Annotated in this window: 23 protein-coding genes; 13 read left to right on the forward strand and 10 right to left on the reverse strand. The window is 64.1% G+C overall.

Annotation, left to right across the window (positions count from 1 at the left end):
* The first annotated feature begins 46 nt into the window (after positions 1 to 46).
* The 4 genes from GWG67_RS18745 (at position 47) to GWG67_RS18760 (ending at position 6935) form a co-directional block, all read left to right on the forward strand.
* Positions 47 to 3103 carry an adenylate/guanylate cyclase domain-containing protein gene (locus GWG67_RS18745; RefSeq protein WP_275170836.1) on the forward strand — a complete coding sequence of 1019 codons (3057 nt, stop codon included), beginning with the start codon at positions 47 to 49 and terminating at the stop codon, positions 3101 to 3103.
* A 310-nt stretch (positions 3104 to 3413) separates the two neighbouring features.
* On the forward strand, positions 3414 to 4631 hold the full coding sequence (locus GWG67_RS18750) for an OpgC domain-containing protein (RefSeq protein WP_275170837.1): 1218 nt from the start codon (positions 3414 to 3416) through the stop codon (positions 4629 to 4631).
* A gap of 44 nt (positions 4632 to 4675) precedes the next feature.
* The gene (locus tag GWG67_RS18755) at positions 4676 to 5164 is read left to right on the forward strand and encodes a DUF2059 domain-containing protein (RefSeq protein WP_275170838.1); all 489 of its coding nucleotides are present in this window, start codon (positions 4676 to 4678) and stop codon (positions 5162 to 5164) included.
* 157 nt (positions 5165 to 5321) lie between these two features.
* Positions 5322 to 6935, forward strand: coding sequence for an acyl-CoA synthetase (locus tag GWG67_RS18760; protein ID WP_275170839.1), 1614 nt, complete (start codon positions 5322 to 5324; stop codon positions 6933 to 6935).
* A 52-nt stretch (positions 6936 to 6987) separates the two neighbouring features.
* Here the strand turns inward: GWG67_RS18760 and GWG67_RS18765 are convergent, their stop codons facing one another.
* On the reverse strand, positions 6988 to 8190 hold the full coding sequence (locus GWG67_RS18765; protein WP_275170840.1) for an MFS transporter: 1203 nt from the start codon (positions 8188 to 8190) through the stop codon (positions 6988 to 6990).
* A 226-nt stretch (positions 8191 to 8416) separates the two neighbouring features.
* Here GWG67_RS18765 and GWG67_RS18770 point away from each other — a divergent pair, with 226 nt between their 5' ends.
* The 4 genes from GWG67_RS18770 to GWG67_RS18785 all read left to right on the forward strand — a co-directional run bounded on the left by GWG67_RS18770 (position 8417) and on the right by GWG67_RS18785 (position 11516).
* Positions 8417 to 8677, forward strand: a complete 261-nt coding sequence (locus GWG67_RS18770) for a hypothetical protein (protein ID WP_275170841.1) — start codon at positions 8417 to 8419, stop codon at positions 8675 to 8677.
* Positions 8678 to 8832: 155 nt separating this feature from the next.
* Positions 8833 to 9507 carry an FABP family protein gene (locus GWG67_RS18775; protein ID WP_275170842.1) on the forward strand — a complete coding sequence of 225 codons (675 nt, stop codon included), beginning with the start codon at positions 8833 to 8835 and terminating at the stop codon, positions 9505 to 9507.
* A gap of 19 nt (positions 9508 to 9526) precedes the next feature.
* A complete protein-coding gene (locus GWG67_RS18780; protein WP_275170843.1) occupies positions 9527 to 10234 on the forward strand; it encodes a dihydrofolate reductase family protein in 708 nt (235 codons plus the stop codon).
* A 10-nt stretch (positions 10235 to 10244) separates the two neighbouring features.
* Positions 10245 to 11516 (forward strand): NAD(P)/FAD-dependent oxidoreductase, encoded by a 1272-nt coding sequence (locus GWG67_RS18785; RefSeq protein WP_275170844.1) that lies wholly within the window; start codon positions 10245 to 10247, stop codon positions 11514 to 11516.
* 56 nt (positions 11517 to 11572) lie between these two features.
* Here GWG67_RS18785 and GWG67_RS18790 read toward each other — a convergent pair whose 3' ends face one another.
* Together GWG67_RS18790 and GWG67_RS18795 are read right to left on the reverse strand one after the other, a co-directional pair.
* Entirely contained in the window at positions 11573 to 11893 is a 321-nt protein-coding gene (locus GWG67_RS18790) for a hypothetical protein (RefSeq protein ID WP_275170845.1), read from the reverse strand.
* A gap of 165 nt (positions 11894 to 12058) precedes the next feature.
* Positions 12059 to 12628, reverse strand: a complete 570-nt coding sequence (locus GWG67_RS18795; protein WP_275170846.1) for a cysteine hydrolase family protein — start codon at positions 12626 to 12628, stop codon at positions 12059 to 12061.
* A 400-nt stretch (positions 12629 to 13028) separates the two neighbouring features.
* Here GWG67_RS18795 and GWG67_RS18800 point away from each other — a divergent pair, with 400 nt between their 5' ends.
* Positions 13029 to 14588, forward strand: a complete 1560-nt coding sequence (locus GWG67_RS18800) for an oleate hydratase (protein WP_275170847.1) — start codon at positions 13029 to 13031, stop codon at positions 14586 to 14588.
* Positions 14589 to 14665: 77 nt separating this feature from the next.
* Here GWG67_RS18800 and GWG67_RS18805 read toward each other — a convergent pair whose 3' ends face one another.
* The 6 genes from GWG67_RS18805 to GWG67_RS18830 form a co-directional block, all read right to left on the reverse strand.
* Positions 14666 to 16018 carry a HAMP domain-containing sensor histidine kinase gene (locus GWG67_RS18805; RefSeq protein WP_275170848.1) on the reverse strand — a complete coding sequence of 451 codons (1353 nt, stop codon included), beginning with the start codon at positions 16016 to 16018 and terminating at the stop codon, positions 14666 to 14668.
* The gene (locus GWG67_RS18810; protein ID WP_275170849.1) at positions 16015 to 16521 is read right to left on the reverse strand and encodes a hypothetical protein; all 507 of its coding nucleotides are present in this window, start codon (positions 16519 to 16521) and stop codon (positions 16015 to 16017) included. The genes GWG67_RS18805 and GWG67_RS18810 overlap by 4 nt, the downstream gene beginning before the upstream one ends.
* Before the next feature lie 161 nt (positions 16522 to 16682).
* A complete protein-coding gene (locus GWG67_RS18815; RefSeq protein WP_275170850.1) occupies positions 16683 to 17258 on the reverse strand; it encodes a hypothetical protein in 576 nt (191 codons plus the stop codon).
* A 198-nt stretch (positions 17259 to 17456) separates the two neighbouring features.
* Entirely contained in the window at positions 17457 to 18770 is a 1314-nt protein-coding gene (locus tag GWG67_RS18820; RefSeq protein WP_275170851.1) for a tetratricopeptide repeat protein, read from the reverse strand.
* Positions 18771 to 18783: 13 nt separating this feature from the next.
* Positions 18784 to 19794, reverse strand: coding sequence for an aldo/keto reductase (locus tag GWG67_RS18825; protein ID WP_275170852.1), 1011 nt, complete (start codon positions 19792 to 19794; stop codon positions 18784 to 18786).
* 296 nt (positions 19795 to 20090) lie between these two features.
* On the reverse strand, positions 20091 to 20516 hold the full coding sequence (locus tag GWG67_RS18830; protein ID WP_275170853.1) for a PaaI family thioesterase: 426 nt from the start codon (positions 20514 to 20516) through the stop codon (positions 20091 to 20093).
* A 68-nt stretch (positions 20517 to 20584) separates the two neighbouring features.
* On the opposite strand from GWG67_RS18830, the gene GWG67_RS18835 reads away from it, so the two are divergent.
* Both GWG67_RS18835 and GWG67_RS18840 read left to right on the forward strand, forming a co-directional pair.
* Positions 20585 to 21211, forward strand: coding sequence for a CoA pyrophosphatase (locus GWG67_RS18835; protein ID WP_275170854.1), 627 nt, complete (start codon positions 20585 to 20587; stop codon positions 21209 to 21211).
* Positions 21212 to 21281: 70 nt separating this feature from the next.
* Positions 21282 to 22496: a hypothetical protein gene (locus tag GWG67_RS18840; protein WP_275170855.1), complete on the forward strand. Its 1215-nt coding sequence runs from the start codon at positions 21282 to 21284 to the stop codon at positions 22494 to 22496.
* Between the two features lie 159 nt (positions 22497 to 22655).
* Here GWG67_RS18840 and GWG67_RS18845 read toward each other — a convergent pair whose 3' ends face one another.
* Positions 22656 to 22958 carry a hypothetical protein gene (locus GWG67_RS18845; RefSeq protein ID WP_275170856.1) on the reverse strand — a complete coding sequence of 101 codons (303 nt, stop codon included), beginning with the start codon at positions 22956 to 22958 and terminating at the stop codon, positions 22656 to 22658.
* Between the two features lie 195 nt (positions 22959 to 23153).
* Between GWG67_RS18845 and GWG67_RS18850 the strand changes: the two genes are divergently transcribed.
* A complete protein-coding gene (locus GWG67_RS18850) occupies positions 23154 to 23633 on the forward strand; it encodes a hypothetical protein (RefSeq protein WP_275170857.1) in 480 nt (159 codons plus the stop codon).
* Positions 23634 to 23796: 163 nt separating this feature from the next.
* Positions 23797 to 24744 carry a TAXI family TRAP transporter solute-binding subunit gene (locus GWG67_RS18855; RefSeq protein WP_275170858.1) on the forward strand — a complete coding sequence of 316 codons (948 nt, stop codon included), beginning with the start codon at positions 23797 to 23799 and terminating at the stop codon, positions 24742 to 24744.
* Positions 24745 to 24855: the final 111 nt, after the last annotated feature.

The following is a 24855-nucleotide window of genomic DNA, read 5'->3' on the forward strand; positions in this document are numbered from 1 at the left end:
CGGGGGTTGGGGTGAGGCTGCCGAGGCAGTGGTTGAAGGCGCTGGAATGCATTGCTTCGCGTGTCAGTCGGCGATTGGTCCGGGCGACCGCTGGTGCTCCAAATGCGGAGCGGCGGTGCGCCAGCCGGTCGACCCCGACAGCGAACGACGCTTTGTGACGATTCTGCGCGCCGACGTCGTCGACTCCACGGGTCTTGTTGCCGAGCTGGAGCCGGAGGCGGCGGTATCGCGCCTCGAACCGGCTCTTGCGGCGATGAGAGGCGCGGTGCGCCAGTTCGGCGGCATCGTTAGCAAGGAGTTGGGTGACGGGTTGGCCGCCGTCTTCGGCGCCCCGATCGCCGACGACAACCACGCCCCCTTAGCCTGCCACGCGGCCATCGAGCTGGTCCGGCGTGTTGGCAGTCTGGGCGATCCAGGACTTCAAGTCCGGGTCGGCCTGCACTCGGGTCATGTGGTGGCCTACATGGTCGCGAGCGAATTTTCCAAGGTCTACGAGATCGGCGGCGCAGCCCAGCACCTCGCGGCTCGGCTGGAGACGGCAGCCGAGGCGAACCAGATCTACGTCTCCGAAGCCTGCCAGGAGCTTGCGGACGGACACGTGCGCTTTGAATTCCTTGGCCGCAAGGCGCTCCGTGGTTTCGGCGAGCCCCTGCCTGTCTACCGGGTCATGGGTGCGAGTGATCTGTCGAGCTGGCGGGTCCGACGTGCGCGGAGCGTTTCCAGATTCGTCGACCGCACGACGGAGCGGGCCTTGTTATGGCGCGCTGCGGATAGGGTTGCTGCCGGCCGGCAGACGGTTCTGCTGATGGGTGACGCCGGCATTGGCAAGTCTCGGCTTGCGCATGAATTCGCGCAGGATCTCCGGGCTGGCGGCTGGCGGCTGATCGATGTCGAGTGCAGTCCGAATCTCCAGGGTGCGCCGTACAGCGCGCTCAAGCGCCTGTTGCTCTCGATCCTTGATACAGCTGCGAGAGATCAGACCAGGACGGATGATCCGAGAGACGCGTTGCCGGTGGTGCAACAGCGGGCCGTCGACGCGATCCTGGATTTGCCGGTTTCCAATCCGCAATGGGATGAATTGGAGCCTCACGCGCGTGGTCGTGCGATTTCAGACGCAAGCTGTGCGATCGTCGAGAGCGTCGCCCGTCGTCAGCGTACGATCCTTTTGATTGAGGACCTGCACTGGATGGATCGGGCCAGCGATGCGGTCGTCGCGACCCTTTCGGGGCTACAATGCCCTGATCTGCTTGTGCTGCTGACGACGCGGCCCAATGGGATGCCGGTTTGGATCGCGAGCTGCCGCGCGGAAATCGTGGCGATGCGGCCTCTCGATGACGATTCAGGCTTGGCCATGCTCGCGGACATGCTTGGTCCCGCCACGACCAACGAAGACCTGAAGAACCGGATCATCTCTCATACGGCCAACGTTCCGCTGTTCATCGAGGAGGTCTGCCGCAGTCTGAAGGACAGCGGCATGCTTCTTGGCCAGTGGGGCGACCTTTCCCTTGCGCGTCCTGTGGACGAACTCGGCATCCCCAGCAGCATTCAGGGTGTGATCGCGGCGCGGCTGGATCGTGTGTCACGACAGGAACGGTCGCTTCTCCAGATCGCCGCGGCGCTTGGACCCCGGGCCGACCAGGCCACACTGCGAAGAGTAGCGGCCGTGCCGGAAGACGTCCTGCAGGATTGCCTCACCGCGCTCGACCGGGCCGAGCTGCTCGTCAGGATCGACAGTGAGTTGGAGGATTCGCTCGAATTCCGGCACGAGATGGTCAGGCAGGTGACCTACGATTCGATGGTCGAGAAGGTGCGGGAAAGCATCCATGCCAGCATTCTGGCGGCTCTCGAGACCGACGAGGCGTGGACCGACGGTCCGGATACGCTCTGCTATCACGCGGCCCGAGCGAAGGATTGGGGGAAGGCTTTTCAGCATGGCAGGAGCGCGGCTCGAAAATGTCTGGTGCGCTCGGCCTTTGCCGAAGCGGTCGATTATTTCGAGATCGCGATGGGTTCTCTCGACAAGACCCCAGTGACGCACGCGCGCGAAACGGACGCCATTGACCTGCGGATGGAGGCGCGGTTGGCGTTTGCCGGGTCGGGGCGTGTCGCCGAAGCCCTGGATTTGGGGAGCGAGGCCGAACGGCGAGCCGATGTGATTGGCGACATTGAACGCAAGGTCGCGGCCATGACCATGAGAGCGGGTGCCCAGAATTTCTATGGAACGCCGGTCGAAGCTGTCGCGATCGGAGAAGATGTGGTGCATCTGGCGGAAAATTCGGGCAATCCCGCCTGGCGCAATCTCGCGCAATACAGTCTAGGGCAGGCCTATTTTCTTTCCGGCCGCTACGATCGCGCCGAGAAGATGCTGGTTACCACCCGTGCCCATCTCTCGGGGCCGGCAGCAAGTGCCCCGATCGGCACGACCCCACGATCTTTGCTCCTGCTCTGCTGCATGATGAACAGCATCACCCACACCGTGATGGGCGAGCTCGATGCCGCCGAGCAGCTCCAGCAGCAAGCCGTCGCAATCGCGGAGGAAACGGGTCGCCCCTATGACCGTGTCGCCGCTGCCTATAGCGGCGGCTGGCTGATGCTCGGCCGCGGCGAGCCGGCGGCGGCCGCGGCCATTCTCGAGGAGGGTTTCGTCCTGGCGCAGAAGCACGGCATCCGGTTGTTCGTGCCGGTGCTCGCCTGCCACCTCGGGATGGCCTATCTGGAGCAGGGGCTGTTCGACCGGGCGCGCGGCATGCTGACGGAGGCGCGTGAGGAGGCGAAGGCGGTCGGCTATACCTCGGCGGTGCTGCGCAGCTCGATCTACCTGGCGCTCGCCACCCACCGTCTCGGCGACGTCCAGGCCGCGCAGAACATGCTGCGCGAGGCGCGCAACACGGCGCGGCAACAGGGGTTCTCCGGCCTGGAGGCGGAGGCCCTGTTCGGCGAGGCCGTGGTGACGCCGCCGTCGGATGCGGAGGCCAAGGCAGCCATCCTTGGGGCCTTGCGCGCGACCATCGCGATCGCCGCCGAGAGTGGCGCGCTGCCGCTGCAGCACAAGGCCGCGGCGATGCTCAACGAGATGCAGGCGACGGGCGACGAGCTAAGCTGACGGCAGCGGCGGCCGGGCCGCTATCGCGGCCGAAATCTGCCCAACGCGTCGAATAAATCCAGTAGGCTTTGCAAAGACTTAGCTACTGTGCATGGGGTTGTTTTTGGCGTTTTTTGAAGAGGCCCCCATGGTGCAGCGCGAATGACGGCACCCTTGTGCGGCCCGCTCCGATGACTATGCCCTTGCACGCGCAGCAAGGTCGGCTACCGTCGGCCCTGGCCGCACGGCCAGGTGACTTTTGATTTCAATTTTTTAGCATCCGATTTTTCGGCGCCGCGACGGCGCGACGCCCACCGAACGAGGCGGGGCCATGATCACACGGGACCAGTCAGCGCTGCTCGCGCCGGTCGACCGCGACCTGCGGCTCGATCTCTTCCGCGGCATCGGTCTGTGGATGATCTTCCTCGACCACATCCCGCACGACGTCGTGGCCTGGCTGACCTTGCGCAATTACGGCTTCAGCGACGCCGCCGAATTCTTCGTCTTCATCTCCGGTTATCTGGTCGGCTGGATCTACGGGCCGATCATCGCGGGTGGCTGGTTTCTCGCCGCGCTGAAGCGGCTGTGGCGGCGCGCGATCGAGATGTATGTCGCCCACATCATGCTGTTCCTGCTGTTCACGGCGCAGATCGCCCGCACCGCGCGCCGCTTCGACAATCCGATGTATGAGCACGAGTTCAACGTGTTCAATTTCCTGTCGCATCCGGACGAGCTGATCGGGCAGGCGATCCTCCTGAAGTACAAGCCGGTCAATCTCGACGTGCTGCCGCTCTACATCACGCTGGTGTTCGCCTCGCCTTTCATCGTGTGGTGCCTGGTGCGCCGGCCGAACCTGACGCTCGCCGGCTCCGTGGTGCTCTACGTGCTGTCGCGCTGGTTCAACTGGAACATCGCCTCCTATCCGCCCGGCACGACCTGGTACTTCAATCCGTTCTGCTGGCAGCTGATGTTCGTGTTCGCGGCCTGGTGCGGCATCGGCCAGATCGACAAGATCGCGAGATGGGTGTGGTCAAAGGCGGCGATGGCGCTGGCCGCGGCCTGGCTCGCCTTCGCGCTCCTGATCGTGATGACCTGGCACGTCCCTGCGCTCGAAGCCCTGATCCCGAAGTGGATGATCAAGGCGATCTACCCGATCGACAAGACCGACCTCGACATGCTGCGCTTCACGCATTTCCTGGCGCTGGCGATCTGGGTGACTCATCTCATCTCGCGCAAATGGCGGACCCTGCACAGGGCGTGGCTGCGTCCTGTGATCCTCTGCGGTCAGCATTCGCTGCCGATCTTCTGCCTCGGCGTCTTCCTCTCGTTCTCGGCGCACTGGATCCTGACGCAATACACCAGGGGCGTCTGGGAGCAGCTCGCGGTCTCCGTCGTCGGCATCGCCATCATGATCGCAGCCGCGTGGCTGCTCGACCGGGCCGAACGGGTGCCGAACCTGTTCGTGAAGGTAACGGAGGTCGAGGAGGCCGACACCGTCCTGGAAAGCGCGCCTGCGGACAGGTCTGCCGTGGCGCCCGCGGGTCACTGACCATCGCCGGCCTGCATTCGCGGAGAGATCCAACGGAGAGGTTCATGCCCAGACTTGTGTTGACGATCGCCGGCGCCCTCCTGCTCCTGATCTCTGGTGCATCGGCGCAAGCACCCTCCCCGGAGGCGATGAGCGCGGCGCGCAAGCTCGTGGTCACCTTGAAGATCGCGGATCAGTATCGCGCGCTGTTGCCGCAGCTCCTGCTCAAGCTGAGGCCCGTGGTCGCGCAGGACAGGCCGGAAATCGAGCGCGACTATGACGCGGTGACGGCACCCGGCTCCGAGATTTACACTCCAGCCCTCACTTCGATGATCGACCAGGTCGCCGCTCTCTATGCCCAGAGCTTCAGCATCGATGAGCTGCGCCAGATCGAGACTTTCTATGCCCAGCCGGCCGGGAAGAAGCTTCTGGAGAAGTCGGATGCGCTGGCGCAGGCAAGCGCGCGGATCAGCCAAGACGTCAGCCAGAAGACGGCCGACGAGTTGAAGCAGCGCCTCATCGAGGCGCTGCGCCAGAAAGGGCACAAGCTCTGAGCTCAACTCTTGCGTAATGGCGCCGCGCTCGCTGGCTGATTTGACGTGGCCGGTCGCCCCGACTACGCTTTTGCGAAGACAAGAAGCGCGTGAATGCCATGGCCTGACTGGGTTCAGGCTGGCAATTCACGCAAAGAGAAAATTCAGGGGAACGGAAATGACCCGCGACATCGCAGCCACCATCTCGAAGGCCCGCGAGCATTCCATCGGCGACATCCTGCGGCGCGCGGCGGGCCGCGATCCGGGCAAGCTCGCGGTGAGCTGCGGCAATATAAGCTGGACATTTGCCGAAATGGACGCGATCTGCAATCGGCTGGGCCGCGGCCTGCTTGGCCTCGGCGTGAAAAAGGGTGACCGCCTCGCCGTGCTCTCGCGCAATTCGCACGCCTTTGCGGCGCTCCGGTTCGCATTGGCCCGGATCGGCGCGGTGCTGGTGCCGATCAACTTCATGCTCAATCCGGACGAGATCAATTTCATCCTGAAAAGCTCCGGCGCAAAGCTGCTCGCGGCCGGCCCTGATTTCGTCGAGCCCGCGCGCGCGGCCAGCGCCAGGGATTGCGCGGTCGAGAAGATGATCTGGCTGCCGGGTGAGGATCCCGCCACGGCGCCGGCGGGCCTCACCACCTTCGACGATCTTCTCAGCGCCGATGGCTCGTACCTGGAGTCGTCGGTCGACAGCCGCGATCTCGCGCAGATCGTCTACACCAGCGGCACGGAGTCGCTGCCCAAGGGCGCGATGCTGACCCATGAAGCGGTGATGTGGCAGTATGTCAGCTGCATCATCGATGGCGGCATGAGCGTGGACGACAAATTCCTGCACGCGCTTCCGCTCTATCATTGCGCGCAGCTCGACGTGTTCCTAGGACCGCAAATCTATCTCGGCGCCTCCGGCGTGATCACGGGCAAGCCTGCGGCCGACAACATTCTGTCATTGATCCAGACGCACAAGATCACGTCGTTCTTCGCGCCGCCGACGATCTGGATCGCGATGCTCCGCTCGCCCAATTTCGACAAGACGGATTTGTCGACCTTGCAGAAGGGTTATTACGGCGCCTCGATCATGCCGGTGGAGGTGCTGCTCGAGCTCCAGCGCCGCCTGCCCAGCGTGAAGTTCTGGAATTTCTACGGCCAGACCGAGATCGCGCCGCTCGCGACTGTGCTCGGACCCGCGGACCAGCTGCGCAAGGCCGGCTCGGCGGGCAAGCCGGTGCTCAATGTCGAGACCCGCGTGGTCAACACTTCGATGGAGGATGTGAAGGTCGGAGAGGTGGGCGAGATCGTGCACCGCTCGCCGCATCTGCTCTCCGGCTATTATAACGATCCTGTCAAGACGGCGGCTGCGTTCTCCGGCGGCTGGTTTCACTCCGGCGATCTCGCCACCGTCGATGAAGAGGGTCACATCACTGTGGTCGATCGCGTCAAGGACATGATCAAGACCGGTGGCGAGAACGTCGCGAGCCGCGAGGTCGAGGAGATGGTCTACCGCATCCCTGCAGTGTCGGAAGTTGCTGTGGTAGGCCTGCCCGATCCGCGCTGGATCGAGGCGGTGACTGCGATCGTCGTGGTCAAGAGCGGCGAGAAGCTCGACGAGGACACGGTCATCAAGCATTGCGCCGGCCAGATGGCGCATTTCAAGGTGCCCAAGCGCGTCATCTTCGTCGATGCCCTGCCCAAGAACCCGAGCGGCAAGCTGCTCAAGCGCGAGCTGCGCCAACGCTTCGTCGGTGGCGAAACGCTCGACAAGGCGATCCAGAAGAATTTTGGGACCTGATGCATTCCTCTTCTCGCTGTCCCGCAAGAACGGGGAGAGCGAGAAGGAAGCCTCAATACTTCTTCACGTGGGCGCCGAACGCGAACCACAGCGCCATGGACGCGAGGCCAAAACCGCCGAGTAGCAGGAAGGTCGGGCCGTAGCCGATCCATTGCGCGATCCAGCCGCCAAGCGCGGGACTGAGGCTCGCGCCGATGCCCTGCACGGTGATCACGGCACCCTGGCCGAGATTGATGCGGCCGGTGCCGTTGAGCGAGCGCGCGACCATGCCGGGGACGGCAACCGTCTGGAGTCCCGTACCGAGGCCGTCGAGCACCTGCATCGGTACGACGCCCCACCATCCCGTGACGAAGAATGCGAGCACGCCGCGGATGGGCAGGAACATGAAGGAGACGAGGATGATAGGCCAGTAGTTGCGCTTGCTCGCCGCCTTCATTGCGATCAGCGACGTGATGACCATGACGCCTTGTGCGATCACTACGGTGGTCGCGACGAAGCTCGGTCCGTTGGCCTGGCCTTCGGCGACCGCCGCCAGGCCATAGAGCGGCACGATGGCGGCATTGCCGAGATGGAATAGCGCGAGCGCCAGTGCCAGCACGAGTAGCGCGCGGTGCTTGAGCAGCATCGTGAACGCGTCCGGCGCGCTATCGGGATCGTCTTCCTTGCTGCCGCGCGCGGCGCGGTCGTCGATCGTCTTGGCCGGGATCATCATCACGCAGGCGATGGCGATGGCGCCGAATATTGCCGCGAGCACGAACACCGAGACATAGCCGAACTTGTAACCGAGATAGCCCGACAGCGCGGCGCCGACCATGTTGCCGGCATGGTTGAACGCCTGGTTGCGGCCGTTGAGCGCGTTGAAGCCCTTCTGCTTGGCAATGCCGAGCGTGATGCCGGTTACCGCCGGCACGATCGCGGCGCTCGCCAGCGATTGTGCGACCTGCGAGAACGTCACCGCCCAGAAATTCTGCGAGATCAGGATGATCGCGGACGCGAGCACTACGCAGATGCCGGGAATGACGACCCACATGCGCTTGTTGCGGGTGGCGTCGATGAAGCCGCCGATCGGCGTCGTGACCAGCATGCCCGCGACATTGCCGATCGTCATGGCGGTGCCGATCAGCCCGGTCGCCCAGCCGCGCTCCTGGAGGAAGACGCCGACGAAAGGGCCGATGCCCGATTGCATGTCGGCCATGAAGAAGTTGAGAGCGAACAGGGGCCAGATACGAGACGAGGAGGGGGACCGCGATGTCATCGATACCAAAACGGGGTCTCAGCCGGAATACGGCGGGTGGGACATGATCCTTTCAGCCAATCGTTCTGGCGCGGACGAGAGTTTAACGAACGCTGATCGGGTTGGTTCCAGGCCTTGCCGGGGCGGCGGGCCCCATCATCCGTCATGAACGCCGGCCGCAGGCGGGCTTCCAGCCATATCGTTCTTCATATGCAATCGCCCTGCTCACATCTGGGAGGACATGGTCATGACGTTGTCGTCACGCTTCGTTGCGCGTCCTGCTGTCGCGGTCCTCTCGATTGGATTGCTGCTGTGCGGCTTCAGCGGCACGGCGAAAGCGCAACCGACCTACCACTCGCGGCTGCGGCGGCCGTCAGCCGGACGCAGCCGCATCATGATGGATCGTGACATGCGCAACGACATCCTCGTGGCTCTCGCAGCGACCGCATTGGCGAACGTCGTGACAACCCTGAACGCGACGTCCATCGTCCGCGACCACCGCCACTAGACGTCTTTGCGACCGGGCCGAACCAAGTCGGTTCGGCTCCGCTTCGCGGATCGTCTGCGCGTGGCGCCTATGTCCATTCCCGATTGTGAGGCTTGAGAACGAGCCACGCCCGCGCTCTCATGCTATTGCTGCCTCGCAACGACGCGAGGACACCCATGCTCCCCCTTCCCGCCGATATCTTCACCGAACCTGAGGACGTCTCGCCCGACGGCCTTGCCAATCTCGGCCCGCTCCGCCGTCTGGCCGGCGTCTGGCAGGCCGACAAGGGGATCGACATCAATCCGAAGGCGGAGGGGCCGGAGCGGCGCACCTTCATCGAGCGCATCCGGATGGACCCGATCGATCCCCAGGCCAACGGGCCGCAGCTGCTCTATGGGCTGCGCTATCACATCCACATCAACACGCCCGAGGAAGACATCACCTTCCACGACCAGGTCGGCTACTGGTTGTGGGAGCCCAAGACCGGGCTGATCATGCAGACGCTGGCGATCCCGCGCGGGCAGGTGCTGCTGGCGTCGGGCAAGGCCGGGCCGGACGACAAAGAGATCTCCGTCACCGCCAAGCGCGGCGACACCGCTTACGGGATCTGCTCGACTGATTTTCTGGAACAAGCGTTCCGCACCGATGCTTACCGCTGCGACATCACCTTCAACGACGAGGGCAGTTGGACCTATCTGATCCAGACCGAGTTGTTCGTGCGCGGCGCGCCGTTCAACCATCGCGACACCAACACGCTCAAACTCGTCGCGCCGCCAAAGCTCAATCCCCTCGCGGTGATCGTGAATGATCGCGCCAAGGGAGATGAGAAGGGCAGTGAGCCGGCCGCCTGAGCGCGGCCTGGAGATGCGCATGAAGCCTTACGTCATCTGTCTGATGCATTCGAGTCTGGACGGCCGCACCCATCCGAGCCGCTGGCGCCCGCAGGGGGCAGGGACGGACTGGTTCGAGAAGATCCATGACGAGCTCGGCGGCGATGCCTGGGTGATCGGCCGCGTCACCGGCTCGGAGTTCGCCAAGGGCAAGCCTTATCCCACGGTAGACGCGAAATTTCCGCGCGAAAACTGGTTCGCGCGACGCGACGCGAAAACCTATGGCGTCGTGCTCGATGCGCAGGGCAAGATCGGCTGGGGCCGCTCCGATATCGGCGGCGATCAGATCGTCGTCGTGCTGGCCGAGAGCGTCTCCGATTCGCATCTCACCGGGCTCCGCCGCGAGGGCGTATCCTATATCTTTGCCGGCAAGTCTGAGATCGACCTCGCGCTGACGGTGGACATTCTCAACCGCGAGCTCGGCGTGAAGCGCCTGCTGGTGGAGGGCGGTGGCGTCGCCAACGGCGCGTTCCTGCGCGCCGGTCTGATCGACGAGTTCAACCTGATCCTCAGTCCCGCGATCGACGGCGCCAAGGGCGCGCCCTTCGTGTTCGATTCCACGGACGCTGACGGGGATCGGCGTGCACCGCTGACCGCGATGATGCTGGAGAGCACGCGGGATCTCGGCGGCGGCGTCCTGCTGCTGCGCTATCTGATCCGGAACGATCCGCAGGCCGTGGGCAAGTAACAGCACCGAGATGTCCGCAACATCAGAGCATATCGTCATCGTCGGTGCCGGCGCGGCCGGCCTGATGGCGGCGCGCGAGCTGGCGCGCGCCGGGAGGACAGTGACGATCCTGGAGGCGCGCGAGCGCTGCGGCGGCCGCATCCACCCGCTGCCTGCTTCGGAGTTCGGCTACCCCGCCGATGGCGGCGCCGAATTCGTCCACGGCGAGGCGCCGGTCACGCGCGCGTTGCTGCGTGAGGCCGGGATGGTTCTTCAAGAGATCGAAGGCGAGCGGTGGAGCTTTGATGGCGCTGACATCATGCGCGAGGATCGTCACGATGCGCATGAGGCTGAGCTGCACGCCGTGGTTCGGGAATTGAACGACGACCTCACAGTCGCCGAATTCCTGCGCCGGCATTTTGCCGGGGATCAGCATGCGCGGCTGCGCCATTCGATCGAGCGAATGGTCGAGGGCTACGATGCGGCCGACCCCGAGCGCGCCTCCACGCTGGCGCTGCGCGAGGAATGGATGGCTGGCGGGCACTCACCCCAGGCGCGGGTCCAGGGCGGCTATGGAGCCATGATCGACTTCCTGACGGCCCAGTGCCGCAAGCTTGGCGTGATTTTTCGCTTCGGCTGCGTGGTGTCGGCGATCGAGGAGGAGGGCGGCGCGATCGCCGTTCGCTGTGTCGGCGGCGACGTGCATGGCTGTGATCGCGTGATCCTCACTGTTCCGTTGCCGTTGCTGCGCGAGATCGGGCTGCCGGGCCGCGCGCGCGCCAAGGCGGCGGCGGCCGACGACATCGGCTTCGGTAACGTGATCAAGATCCTGCTGTGCTTCAGGCGGCCATGGTGGCGCGAACGCAAGGAAGAGCTCGCGGACATGAGCTTCCTTTTGTCCGACCAGCTCATCCCGGTGTGGTGGACGCAATACCCGGACCGGCATCTCGTGCTTACCGGATGGTTCGGCGGCCCGCGCACGGCAGCGCTGGCGCACCTCGACCCGCAAGCGCTGATCGATGCGGGGCTCGATTCGCTTGCTGCTGTCTTCGCCCTGTCGCGCGAGGACCTCGCGCGCGAGCTCACTGCGGCCGCTGCGACAAACTGGGCGCACGATCCCTACGCGCGCGGCGCCTATTCCTGGGCGACGCCGCGAACACGCGAGGCGCAAACGATCCTAGCTCGCGGCGATGGACCGGTGCTGTTCTCCGGCGAGGCGCTTTATCGCGGAGCCGACATGGGCACGGTCGAGGCCGCGCTGGCGAGCGGTCAGCAGGCGGCGGAGATGATCTTGCGGGGATAGGCTGACGAGCAAAAAGGCCCGCATTTCGCGGGCCTTTCGTGTTGCTGCCTTTCGTCTTACCAGCGGCTGCCGCCGAAGCCGAACGTCACGCTGGGACCGCCGCCGCCGTAATATCCGTACGGTCCGCCGCCGTAATATCCGTGGTGCCGAGGATAATAGCCGTAGCTCCGGTAGTGCGGACGATGAAATCCGTGATGGTGGTGAGGACGCCAGTGATGGCGATGGCCGTGATGGTGGTGCCTGTGCTGCGCGCTGATATCGGTTGACTGGGCGGCTGGCGCGTTCTGTTTCGCGCTTGAATGATTGGCCGCGTTCGCCGCCGATCCTCCGGCAAGCGCCGCAGCACCGACGGCTATCGCGACAATGAGATACTTCATGTCATCACTCCAGTTGAATGTCGTGTGACAACACATGGTCGTCAGGTGCGTTCCGGCCAGTGCGGGCGTCGAAACGACGCAGTTTCATGGGCCTCCGATTCGCGCGGCTGCGTGCATCTCGTGGGATTTATTGTCGCATCACGGGCGTCGATCGCAGCTCTGCCATCACTCTGCCGCGAATGACGCAATCACGTCATCGGTGGTGACGATGCGCGCGAATTCGCCGTTCAGGTTCGACAGCGTCATCGCATGGATCTCCTCGGCAGAATGCCTGTCGCCATCCGGCCCGACCCGTTCGAACGTCCAGGTCGCGTCGCGCACCAGCTGTGTGTCGAAGCCGAGATTGCCGGCCATCCGCGTCGTCGTCTCGACGCAATGATTGGTGGTGGCGCCGCAGATGACGAGCGTGCCGATGTTGCCGGCGCGCAGGCGCTTTTCCAGATCGGTGCCGATGAAGGCGCTGTTGACGCGCTTGACGATCACGATCTCGCCCGGCCGCTCGCGCGCCTCGTCCTTGACGGCATAGCCGGAGCTCTCAGGCAGAAATGAGGAGGACGGCTTGGTGCCCTCATGACGAATGTGGAAGATCGGCGCGCCGCTCGTTCGGAAGGCCGTCAGGAGATCGGCAATACGCGCCACCGCCTCCGGATTGTTGCGCTGCTTGCCCGCCGCCTCCCATTCGTCGAACGCATGCTGGACGTCGACGACGATGAGGGCGGGAAGGGCGAGGGACATGAGGGGCGGCTTTCAGACTTACCTGCAGATTTGCTTACTGCGCCGACTATGCGAGGCGATAGTGACAACACGCAATGCCAATCTTCCCTCGTTTCGCGACGCCTCGTGCCCCGGACGCAGCGCAGCGTCTCTTCGACGGTGCGCTGCAGAGCCGGGGCCCATGTCTCCAGCGGGATCTTGTGCGGCATGGGGTCCCTGCTCTGGGTCCCTGCTCTGCGCAGCACGCCGAGAGCATTGCAGCGCGTCCGGGACACGAGAGTCGCGCTGCCGGGGTTGATCAGTCGATCGCTCAACTCAACGTGATCCTCATGCGCGTTGCGCTTGATCCAGCGCAACTCAGGCCAGTGTCTCCCCATGCAATGTCGCCGCGAAAATTCGAAATTGCAGATCGAGGCAGGACATGAAGGCGTATTTCATCGGTGGCGGCATTGGATCGCTCGCGGGCGCGGCGTTCCTCGTTCGTGACGCGCAGCTGCCGGGGCGGGACATCGTGATCTACGAGGCGCAGCCGCTGGTCGGCGGCAGCCTCGACGGCGCGCTGCTCGCGAACGGCGCTTATTCGCTGCGCGGCGGGCGCATGCTCACCACCGATCACTACGAATGCACCTGGGACCTGCTATCGAGCATTCCCTCGCTCGAACATCCCGGCCTCAGCGTGCGCGAGGAAACCGTCGCGTTCAACACCGAGAACCCCGCGCATTCGCGGGCGCGCCTGGTCGATCGCAACCGCTTCAAGCTCGACGTCTCGCATATGGGATTTTCCGCGCGCGACCGGCTCGAGCTGCTGCGGCTCACGGAGGCCTCGGAGGAGACGCTGGGAAACAGCCGCATCACCGACTGGCTGTCGCCCAAATTCTTCGAGTCCAATTTCTGGTACATGTGGCAGACCACTTTCGCCTTCCAGCCCTGGCACAGCGCGGTCGAGCTGAAGCGCTATCTGCATCGCTTTATGAACGAATTCCCGCGCATCGAGACTCTCGCCGGCGTCAAGCGCACCGTCTACAACCAGTATGACGCGATCGTGCGGCCGCTTGCCGGCTGGCTCAAGGGGCAGGGCGTGCAATTCGTGCGCGGCACCGCCGTCACCGACATGGCGATCGAGAGCGAGGACGGACGCCTGCGGGTGCGCCAGCTCGTCCTCGACCGCGACGGCCGCACCGCCAATGTCCGGCTCGAGGACGGCGACCTCGTGTTCTTTCAGAACGGCTCGATGACGGACGCCTCGAGCCTGGGCTCGATGACCGAGCCGGCTCCGCGCCTGACCAGGTCCGACAGCCAGGGTCGGGCGCTGTGGGAGAAAATCGCGAACGGACGTCCCGAATTCGGCAAGCCATCCGCGTTCAACGCGTCGATCCCGGAATCCTATTGGCTGTCATTCACTGTCACCTGCCGCGATCCGCGCTTCTTCGACAAGATGGAGGCGTTCTCCGGCAACAAGGCCGGCACCGGCGGCCTCGTCACGTTCAAGGATTCCAACTGGCTGATGTCGGTGGTGCTGTATCACCAGCCGCATTTCGCCGGACAGCCGAAGAACGTGCAGGTGTTCTGGGGCTATGCGCTGCATCCCGACCGCGTCGGCAATTTCGTGGCCAAGCCGATGTCCGATTGCGGCGGCGCCGACCTCCTGAAGGAGCTTTGCGGTCACCTGAATTTCGACGTTGGCGTGTTCGAGGATGCGATCTGCGTTCCCTGCCGCATGCCCTACATCACCAGCATGTTCATGCCGCGCACCGTGACCGACCGGCCGCTGCCGGTGCCGAGGAAATCCGTCAATCTCGCCTTCGTCAGCCAGTTCGTCGAAATCCCCGATGACGTCGTGTTCACCGTCGAATATTCGGTGCGCGCGGCCCAAATGGCGGTCTATCAGCTGATGAAGATTGATCGCCCGGTGCCGCCGGTGACGCGGCACGACAAATCGCTCGCGGTGATTTTCGCGACGCTGGAAAAGGCGTTCACGTGACGGGTGGAGCTACTCGAACGGATCCTGGATCGACGGCGCCGACTGATGGCTGACGTCTTCCGGCAGAAGGCCCCGACTCACGATCGCGCCACAGCCAGTGGCAGGCTGATATGAAAGACGGCGCCTCCTGTCGGGACGTTCTCGGCCCAGATGCGCCCGCCATGTGCCTCGATGATGGTGCGCGTGATCGAGAGGCCGATGCCCATCCCCTGCGTCTTGGTTGTGAAAAACGGCTTGAAGATTTCGGTTATCTTTTCTGTGCGGATGCCGTCGCCGGCATCTGCGATCGAGATCATGGCCTGATTGTTCGCAAGGCTGGTTCGACCGACGATGCGTCGCCGATCCTCCGGCAGATCGGTCACCGCTTCGATGGCATTCATGACCAGATTCAGAATAGCCTGCTGGAGCTGCCCTTTGTCGGCAGTTACGCGGATATCCGAGGGCGATCGATCCGTCGCGAGCGCAACGTCGTAGGTCAGGGCCTGTACGGAAAGGAATCGAAACACCTCGCCGACCGTCGCGTTGAGCTCGAGTTCGCGCCGCTCTGTGCGGGCCTTCTTCAGAAATGAGCGCACCTGAACGACGATCTCGTTGGCGCGCATATCGTCTCGGCGAATGTCACCCAGTATGTCCTTGATCACGCCGAGGTCAGGTGCCGGTGTCTGCAGCACCTGCTCGGCGGTCTCAGCATTGATCAGAATGGCGGCGAGCGGCTGGCTCAGCTCATGCGCGATCGTGGCAGACATCTCGCCCGCGGTCGCAAGGCGATTCATGTGGGCTAGCTCCGACATGCGCTGGCGTGCCTCGATCTCCGCTAGGAATCGCAGTCTGCGCTCGCGCAGGAGGATGGCGATCATCGTCGTCTGTACCAGCAACGCGCCGACACTGATCATGACGCGCCAGTAATACTGCTCCCAGAAGCTCGGTTCTCGGAAACGCACCTCGCTGCCCGGAGGCAGATGGGCTTCGTCCACATCCCAGAGCTTAAGCTGCCGCCAGTCGAAGATCGGCTTCACGTTGTCCCCGGCAACGGGCGGGATGCTCGACGGCGATTCGCCGCCGAGAATCCGCATTGCCAATTGGCCGGCTTCCTGTCCGATGGTTTCGGGCAGCAGCAGGAAGCCGCCAACTCCCGTCCGCCCGAGAAATGTATCGGAGGTGATGATGATCGGGCGGTTCGCGCGCTCGGCGACACGCGCAAGCGCCGCGGCCGGCAAATAGTGGGTGCCTTCGCCGTCGGAATACATCGCCGAGGTCAGAATTGCAGAGCCGGGGGGCAAGGAGCCGACCCGTTCGCGCACCTCCCGCAGCACCATGCCGGACAGATCGATAATCTTGAGATCCGGCATCGTGGCCGCGAATTCCTGTTTCCAGTGGCCATATATCAGCGGATTTTTCCATGCATCGCCAACGAGAACGACGCCGGTCAAGTCGGGAACGCCGCGCGTGCCGCAGTCAGTATCTGCGCCGGAGACACCTTGGCAAAGATTGCGGTCGTGCCGGGCAGGAACAGTGCGCGCGTCTCGGGCAGATCGGGCACGAAGCCGTAAACCACGGGTGCGGCGGGCCAGATGTCGTGCTTGCGCCCCTGAAGGAATCTCGCCGACGCGACGCCGATCGAGACGATGACGTCAATCGACCGGTGCGCGTATTTGGTCTTGAGATGACCGACCAGGCTCTCCTCGTAGTCCGGTCCCGGGAAGCGGGCGAGATCCAGGCTTTCGCCGTAGATCACGGTATGGATCTGTCCATTTTCCTTCGCCGCGGTGCGGATACCGGAAAAAATCTCCGAATAGAACGGCGAACGAAAGTCGGCGTCTTCCAGCACCAGGATCGAGCGCTGCCCCGGACCGTCGGCTGCAGGGCAATCATGTGCCAGGGTTGCGAACAGGCAGACGATCAGGAGCCGCTTGATCGCTATGACCATCCGCATTGCTGGACTCTGTGCCTGCCTGTGTCTGCAACGGGCGCCTCCTCAATGAGGACGCATCCGAGCATACCTGCCGGTTCCGAAGTTTCAACGAAAGGATTTGATCCGGCTGTGCCGCGCAGGCGGCAGTTCGCCTCGCCCGCCTCCAGAGCGAAGAAGGGTCGCTACTTGAACGGATCCTGGATCGACGGCGCCGACTGCCTGATACGACGCACGCTCACGGGCGTGCCGTCGGAAACGAACAGCAGTTCGTAGCTGCGGCCCTCGCTGTCGGTGGCAGAGCAGGTGACGTCAGTCACCTTCTTGGCGGCGAAATTGCCGGTCTGGCGGCAGAGGCCGGTGGAGGTCTGCTCGGCCGGCACCGGCAGGCCGTCGACCTTGGGGCGGTCCTTGGAATTGAGCAGCATGCGGTCGATCGGCAGCTCGTAGGAGTTGTCGTCGGCGCGCTTGCCGTTCTCGCCGGAGAACGACACGACGTGATTGTCATCGGCGGGATCGTCGACCGCGACCGCGAAATTGACCCGGCCCTTGTCACCATGGGCGTAGGCGACCGTCTTGCAGGCGAAGGTACGCCCGGCGACCTTCAGCGTCTTGCAGTGGCCGGACATCAGCGCCAGCAGGTCGACGTAAGAGTTTGGGGCCTGAGGGTTGTTGACGGGAATCGACAAGGAAGACTCGGCAAAACAAGGGCTTGCCAAGGCCATGAGGGCGGCGGTGAAGACTGGTCGGCAGAGGCGCATCGGAAGGCTCACATGCCAGGGAACCCCGGAAAAGTTCCGTCCGATAACCAGCGAACCGCAAATTGGTTGCGATCCCGTTTGTTCTGCCGAATCCGTCTGAAATACCACCGCGCCACCCCCAACGGCGATTCGTCCATATCGCCCAACCTATTCCCGACCGGCAATTGCCGCCCGGCCGGTGTTTTTTTCGTGGCGGAGCTAGCCCATCGTCGCCCGCCAGCGCGTATCGCGCAGGGAGGGACGGCGGTGCAGGCGCGCGTCGAGCAGCGCGCGGGCGCGCCGCAGGTCGCCGCCCCGCATGAGGGCAACGACAAAAGTGTCCTCGATCAACTCGCGCTGGGCGTGGCTGCCGCCGACGCGCACGACCTCACCGAGAACCGGCGCGAGCAGTTGCACGCATGCCGCGTAATCCTCGTCCGCAAAGGCTGCCAGCGCGCGGCAGACCGCGGGCACCACGGGACCGGCCGGAAGCTTGCCATCGGCGAGCCGCTGCTCGATCGCGGCAAGACGTGTGGCGAGTGCCTCGCGATTTTGCGTCGCTGCCGCGAACAGCGCCATGTGGATATCGGCGAAGGGCAGGCTCGATTTCGGAAACAGCTTTTGCGCGGTGGCATCGCCTTCGACCCAGAGCGCTCTCGGCACGGCGTGGCCGTAAGCCGAAAGGCGCCAGAGCAGTGACGCGCTGTCGGTGACGGCATTCAGCGGCGGCGCCTGTGTCGCCTTCGGCTGCAGCACATCGGCATAGATCGCGAGCGCCCGCGCGGCATCGCCATGCTCCAGTGCGCCGAGCGCCTGATGCCAGCGGATGTGGCCGTGCAAGATGCCGGCGCGGTCGTAACTGGGGATCCAGTCGTCGACGAGCCGGTCAGCCGCTTCGATCGAACCGTCCTCGAACATCGCATGCAGCACGGCGTGCGCGGCATGGGCATTCTGCCGGCGCAGGTCGAAGCCGCGCTCGGTGACGCCGCGGCCGCGACCGACATTGCCGTTCTCGGTCATTGCCCAGCCGTACATGGTGAGGAACCACCAATCCTCGCCATAGTGATGCGCGACGCGCTCGCACAGCTCTTGCCGCGCGCGGTCGTGATCGGCCATGCCGGAAAACGCGAACAGGCCGAAGGCGCCGAGCGGCAGCGACAGCACCAATGCATCGCGCGGCCACGCCTCGACGTGCTTCATCGTCGCCGCGATCGCCTCGGGCAGCCGGCCCTCGATTGCGAGCGCCAGCGTCTCGACATGCGAACGCTCGCGTTCCGTGCCGCGTGTCGCCACGAGCTCACGCGCGAGTGCCGCCTTCTGCCGTGCCAGATCGCCTTGCTGATAGAAGCCATGCAGGCGGGCGCGGGCGATATGGGCCAGCGCAAAATCCGGATGGGCCGCAATCGCGCGCTCCAGCATCTCTGCCGTGCCGGTCCAGCCCGCGAGCATGAGGTCGATGCCCTCGCGATAAGCGGATGCCGCCTCAGGCGAAGAGGTGGTGATCGGCAGGCCGTAGCGATCTTCGAGGGCCATTCCTGTCTCCGTCTCAAGCCGTTCGCGCGCGACGTCCTTCGATCGGATAGGCCGGGTCGTTGTAGCCCGGCGTCGACGGATGACCCGGCACGACCAGTCTGTCGATCAGCGCCTCGTCCTCCGCAGTGAAGCGATAGTCGAGCGCGCCGGTGTAGCCGTCCCATTGCTCCTCGGTGCGCGGGCCGGCAACGATCGAGGAGACAAAGGCGGAGTTCAGCACCCAGGCGACCGCGAACTGGCCGGCGGTGATGCCTTTCTTCTCGGCGTGCGTCTTGATCTCCTGCGCCAGCTGGAGCGATTCCGGCCGCCATTCGGTCTGCATCATGCGGGTGTCGTTACGGCCTGCGCGCGACTCCTTATCAGGAGCTGCGTCGGGCTTGTATTTGCCCGTCAGCACGCCGCGCGCCAGCGGGCTATAGGGCACGATGCCGAGGCCGTAATAGGAGCAGGCCGGAAAGTGCTCGACCTCGGGCATGCGGTTCATGGCGTTGTAATAGGGCTGGCTCACCGCGGGCCGGTCGATGCCGAGCCGGTCGCAGATGTTGCAGATTTCGGCGACACGCCAGGCGCGGTAGTTGGAGACGCCGAAATAGCGCACCTTGCCGGCGCGGATCAGATCGCCCATCGCGCGCACCGTCTCCTCCAGCGGAGTCGTGTGGTCTTCCTTGTGCAAATAATAGATGTCGATGTGATCGGTGCCGAGCCGCTTGAGGCTCTCATCCGCTGCCTGCAATACCCAGCGCCGCGACAGGCCGACACGGTTGGGATCGGTGCCCATCGGGTTCGCAAGTTTGGTGGCGAGCACCCAGGCGTGACGGTTGTTGCCGATCGCGCGTCCCACGACCTCTTCGGATGCGCCCTTCGAATAGGCATCCGCGGTGTCGATGAAATTGATCCCGGCCTCATGCGCCTTCGCGATGATCCGCTTCGATGCCGCCTCATCGGTCGGCCCGCCGAACATCATGGTGCCCAGACAGATCGGCGATACTTTCAGGCCGCTGCGGCCGAGCTGGCGATATTGCATAGGGCGCGTCCTTGCTGCTTCTTGTGGCATCAGCATAGCGGCCCAGTGCTGTCATTGCGAGCGCAGCGAAGCAATCCAGAAATGCGTATACGGAAAGATTCTGGATTGCTTCGCTGCGCTCGCAATGACGAGCTTGGGAGCACGTCGCTCGTCAACGTCGACCTGGACAAGCGGAGCGCCGATCCAGGACCCATTACCCCGAGAGGAGATTTGACGAAGATTCGCGGTGAGCTGCTCGCGGCACGACGTCTCCCTGGGGTAATGGGTCCTGGCTTTCGCCAGGACGACAGTGGACCCTACCCCGGCCCCTTCAAAATCTTGAACACACCATTGGCCATCACCACGCAACGGCCGTCCACGCTGACCTCCGTGCTCATGAAGATCAGGCTGCGCGTCGCGCGCACCACGCGCGGGCGGGAGATCAGGATATCGCCGATCTGGCCGGCTTCGACGAAATGGGTGTCGAGCTGCACCGTTGCCATGAACTCTTTGCCGGAGACGTAGCGGGCGGTCATGCCGCAGGTACGGTCCGCGAACGTCATCATCACGCCGCCCTGGACCATGCCGCGTCGATTGTGATGCTTGTCTTCTGTCGCCAGCGCGAATTCGTGTTGGCCGTCGACCTTGCGCTCCCACAGAGGGCCGATCAGATGCATGAAGCCCGTGGTCTCCAGGATGGTCCAGCCGTCTGCTTTCAGCCGTGCGGCTGTCTTATTGGTCATGTCGTCCATTCCTGAAAGGGTCTTGCGAACTCATTTCATCGGGGCCGGACGTGGTGTAGTCAAGCATCATGAGACCGTTCGACGATGCCACACGGCGGAATATCGCGGCTGCCTGCGCGGCCTTCACGCGACTGCCGGAGGACGAGCAGCCGGCGGCGTTGAAGCGTGCTGCGGTGGTGATTGCGCTGACCGCGGCCAGCGAGGGCGATGACACGGCGTTGCTGCTCACGCTGCGCGCATCGCATCTGCGCGCCCATCGTGGTCAATGGGCTCTGCCCGGCGGACGCTGCGATGCCGGCGAGACGCCGGTCGAGGCGGCGCTGCGCGAACTCGACGAAGAGCTTGGCCTGCGCCTCACCGGCGCGGAGGTGCTCGGCACGCTCGACGATTATCCGACCCGCTCCGGCTATCTGATCACGCCGGTCGTGGTTTGGGCCGCTGATAGTGCCGCGATCAAACCAAACCCGGACGAGGTCGCGTCCGTCCATCGCATCGCGCTTGGGGCGGTCGAGCGCGAAGATGCGTTCGATTTCGTCGCGATCCCCGAGAGCACGCGCCGTGTGATCCGCTTCCATCATCAGTCGAGCTTGATCCACGCACCGACGGCGGCCCTGATCTACCAGTTCCGCGAAGTGGTGGCAGGACGGCACACCCGCGTCACCGAGCTGGAGCAGCCGGTGTTCGCCTGGAAATGATGCAAGGGGCGAAAAAGAGGTAAACGGCGTGTTAACGTGACGGTTACCGGATGCCTGCTAAGAGGGCAGCATGCATCGATCGATTCGAAATGCCGTGGGACTGGTTCCACTCGCGCTCGTCCTGCTCGCGCCTGCCGCGCGCGGTGGCGAATCCGACGCGCTGCCGCCGGCCGTCCGCAATGCCAAAGCCCAACTGTTGTCGCAGTTTTTCGCGCAAGGCGGCGCGTCGCCCGCCGTGCTCGAATATCGCCGCAAGCTGCAGGAGTATCAGGCGGCGCGTGCAGCCTTCGACGAGGAGGCCGGCGCCTATTGGAGCCAGATCTCCGAGAAGCGGAAAGGTCGCAACGCCAAGCGGCGCAACGGTCAGCAGGTCACGCTCGACGACTACGTGCTGGAGCATCCGCCGCTTTATAACGGGCCGAAACGGCCGGTGAATCCGGAGCCGGAGGAAACCCCGGACCGCCCGACGAAAAAGCCGATCCCCGTGGTCGCCGATCTGCTGCGCGCGGCGCAGGAACTCTATCAGTTCACGCCGCAGCGGCCGGCCAGCGAAGTCGAATTCAAGCGCGTCTATGCACGCTACGCGCTGGCCTCGGGGCTGACGCGCGAGCAGGCGGTGCGGGTCTATGCGTTCGAGACCGGCGGCACCGGAAGTTACGACGTGCAGGCGGGAATCGAGCATGGCGGCAAGCGCGCCATTTCGACCGCGATGGGCTACAACCAGCTGCTGACGACCAACAGCGTCGAGCTGCTGGCCGAGCAAGGCCATGAATTCATCCGCGCGCTCTCTGATAAGGTGGCGAGGACCTCGGGCCCGGCGCGCCAGTCGCTCGAGCACAAGCTCACCGTTCTGAAAAAAATGGTGGCGCACGCCAAGTCGGTGCCCGATACCTGGTCGGAGCACGAGAAGATCGGCAATACCGCGCAGGGCTGGGCCATGCATGCCATGGTGCTCGACATCGATATCGGGCCGATGCTGCAGACCCACAAGCTGCTCACCTCGGTGCTGTTCGCGCGCGCCAAGGGCTATAGCCGCCCGCTCAGCGCGGCCGAACTCGAGATGATGAACCTCACCGGCGACGGCACCGGCCTCGACATGGTGACGATGCCGCAGGCCATGCGCGAGCAGGTGCCGACCTCGAACTTCTTCCAGCGCGGCGGCTACGAGCGCAACCCGGTCGCGATCCGCCACAACACGGTGGCGAAGCTGCTGGCGGTGACGGATACGAGGATGGACAGCAACAGCAACAACGCCGGCGCGCGGGAGCTGGCGGGGGCGTTTTAGACGGCGTCGTCCCGGCGAAGGCCGGGACCCATCACCACAGGGCGTGGTTTGCGAGGACAGTCGTTCGGTACTGCGACCGTCCGCAATCGAGGGATCACGCGGTATGGGTCCCGGCCTTCGCCGGGACGACAGCAATGCGTGGCGTCGCCGCGACCCGCCCTACTGATCCGACCCGAACTTGAACTTGCCGTCGCCTTCCAGGTACGGGCCGCTGCGCATGTAGAGCTGACCGTTGTGGCCGAGGAAGAACAGCGTGCCCTTCGGCACCTTCTTGGCGCCTTTCAGGAGTTCGCCGGCATTGCTGGTGCCCATCTTGTAGGAAAGGGTCTTGCCGTCCTTGTCATAGGCGTAGCCGGTGTCGGGCTTGAGCTCCCAAGGTGTTGCAGCGGTCTGCGCCAAAGCGGGTGTAGCGAACGCGCCGAGCACGGCCGTCACCAAAAAAATCCTTGTCGAAAATGCCATCACCCTATCCTCCCCATCGAGGCTCCCGGCTTGAACAAATCACGAACGGCGTTTCCAGGTCAATTTGCGAAAGCGCCGCAGCGCATCACGTCTTGCCGAGCAGTTTGTGATTTTCCCTTCGTCCCCGCGCGACTATGTTCCGCTTTCCGTCTAGAACGCAATTCGACAAAAACATTGGGTAGGGGATGATTCGAAATGAACCTCGTCATTAAAGCTTGCTGGGCCGCCGGCCTGTTGCTGACGGCACTCGCGCCGGCCGCCCGGGCCGATGATTACCAGCTCAGCCACAACCAGAGGATTTCGTGCAGCCGCGGCCTGGCCCCGGGCAAGCTGAACACCGCGACCTGCAAGTCCTACACCTATCTCTTCAACACCAAGACCTCGGAATATTTCCGCTGCCAGGTCTCGCTGGCGCTGACCCGCGACAACAAGGAAGTCATCAACGTCCAGACCGACGGCGCCTGCACCAAGAAGCCGCGCATCTTCGAGACCGACGGCCATTACGATTTCGACGCCACCGAGACCGAGCCGCCGAACACCAATTCCTTCTTCGGCCCCGGCGGCTACTCGGTCTGGGCCGCCGACGTCAGCGCGCAGAAGGTGCGCGGCTGCATCATCATCTCCTCCGGCCTCGGCTCCGACATCTCCAAATGCCTGGACATGGCCTTCCAGTGAGGGGCTGACCAGACCTGACTGCGCCACCTCGCCGCACCCGCCGAGTTCCCCAAAAATCGAGCCAGGACAGCCATTTACCGCAGTCCTGTTTTGACTTTTGGATGGGTTGACCCGCACCCCTCATCCGGCCAACTTCCCGGCCGGTTTGGGGAGTAGAAAGATCATGAAACGGACGATTTTCGGCGTGGCCACGGCTCTTGCTCTGGCGGCGTCGGCACCTTGCGCGCAGGCGCAATCCTTCATCAACGTGCTGACCGGCGGCACCTCCGGCGTCTACTATCCGCTCGGGGTCGCGATCGGGAAGATCTACGGCGACAAGATTCCGAACGTGAAGACGCAGGTGCAGGCCACCAAGGCGTCGGTCGAGAATCTGATCCTGCTCCAGCAGGGCCGCGGCGAACTGGCGTTCACGCTGGGCGACTCACTGAAAGCCGCCTGGGACGGTGAGGAGGAGGCGGGCTTCAAGACCAAGCTCGACAAGCTCAGGACCATCGGCGCGATCTATCCGAACTACATCCAGATCGTCGCGACCGCCGAGAGCGGCATCAAGACGCTGGCGGACCTCAAGGGCAAGAGCCTGTCGGTCGGCGCGCCGAAATCTGGTACGGAGCTGAATTCGCGCGCGATCCTGGCGGCGGCCGGCATGAGCTACAAGGATCTCGGCAAGGTGGAGTATCTGCCGTTTGCCGAATCCGTCGATCTCATGAAAAACCGCCAGCTCGGCGCGACGCTGCAATCGGCCGGCCTTGGCGTGGCCTCGCTGAAGGATCTGTCGACCTCGAGCCCGATCGTTGTCGTGTCGGTGCCGAAGGAGACCGTCGACAAGATCGGCCTGCCGTTCGTCGCGGCGACCATTCCCGCCAACACCTACAGCGGGCAGGACAAGGACGTGCCGACCGCGGCGGTGATCAACTATCTCGTCACCAGCTCGGCGGTGTCGGACGATCTCGCCTACCAGATGACAAAACTGGTCTACGAGTCGCTGCCCGAGCTCGCCAACGCGCATGCGGCCGGCAAGGAGATCAAGCTCGAGACGGCGGCCAGCGGCAGCCCGGTTCCGCTGCACCCCGGCGCGATCCGCTATTACAAGGAAAAAGGGCTGATCAAGTAATCAGCTCTCGTTATCGGACGTCATGGCCGGGCTTGTCCCGGCCATCCACGTTCTAAGAGCAGGCGAGAAAGTCCGTGGATGCCCGGGACAAGCCCGGGCATGACGGTCTGG

Source organism: Bradyrhizobium sp. CSS354, from assembly GCF_029051725.1.
Classification (GTDB): Bacteria; Pseudomonadota; Alphaproteobacteria; order Rhizobiales; family Xanthobacteraceae; genus Bradyrhizobium.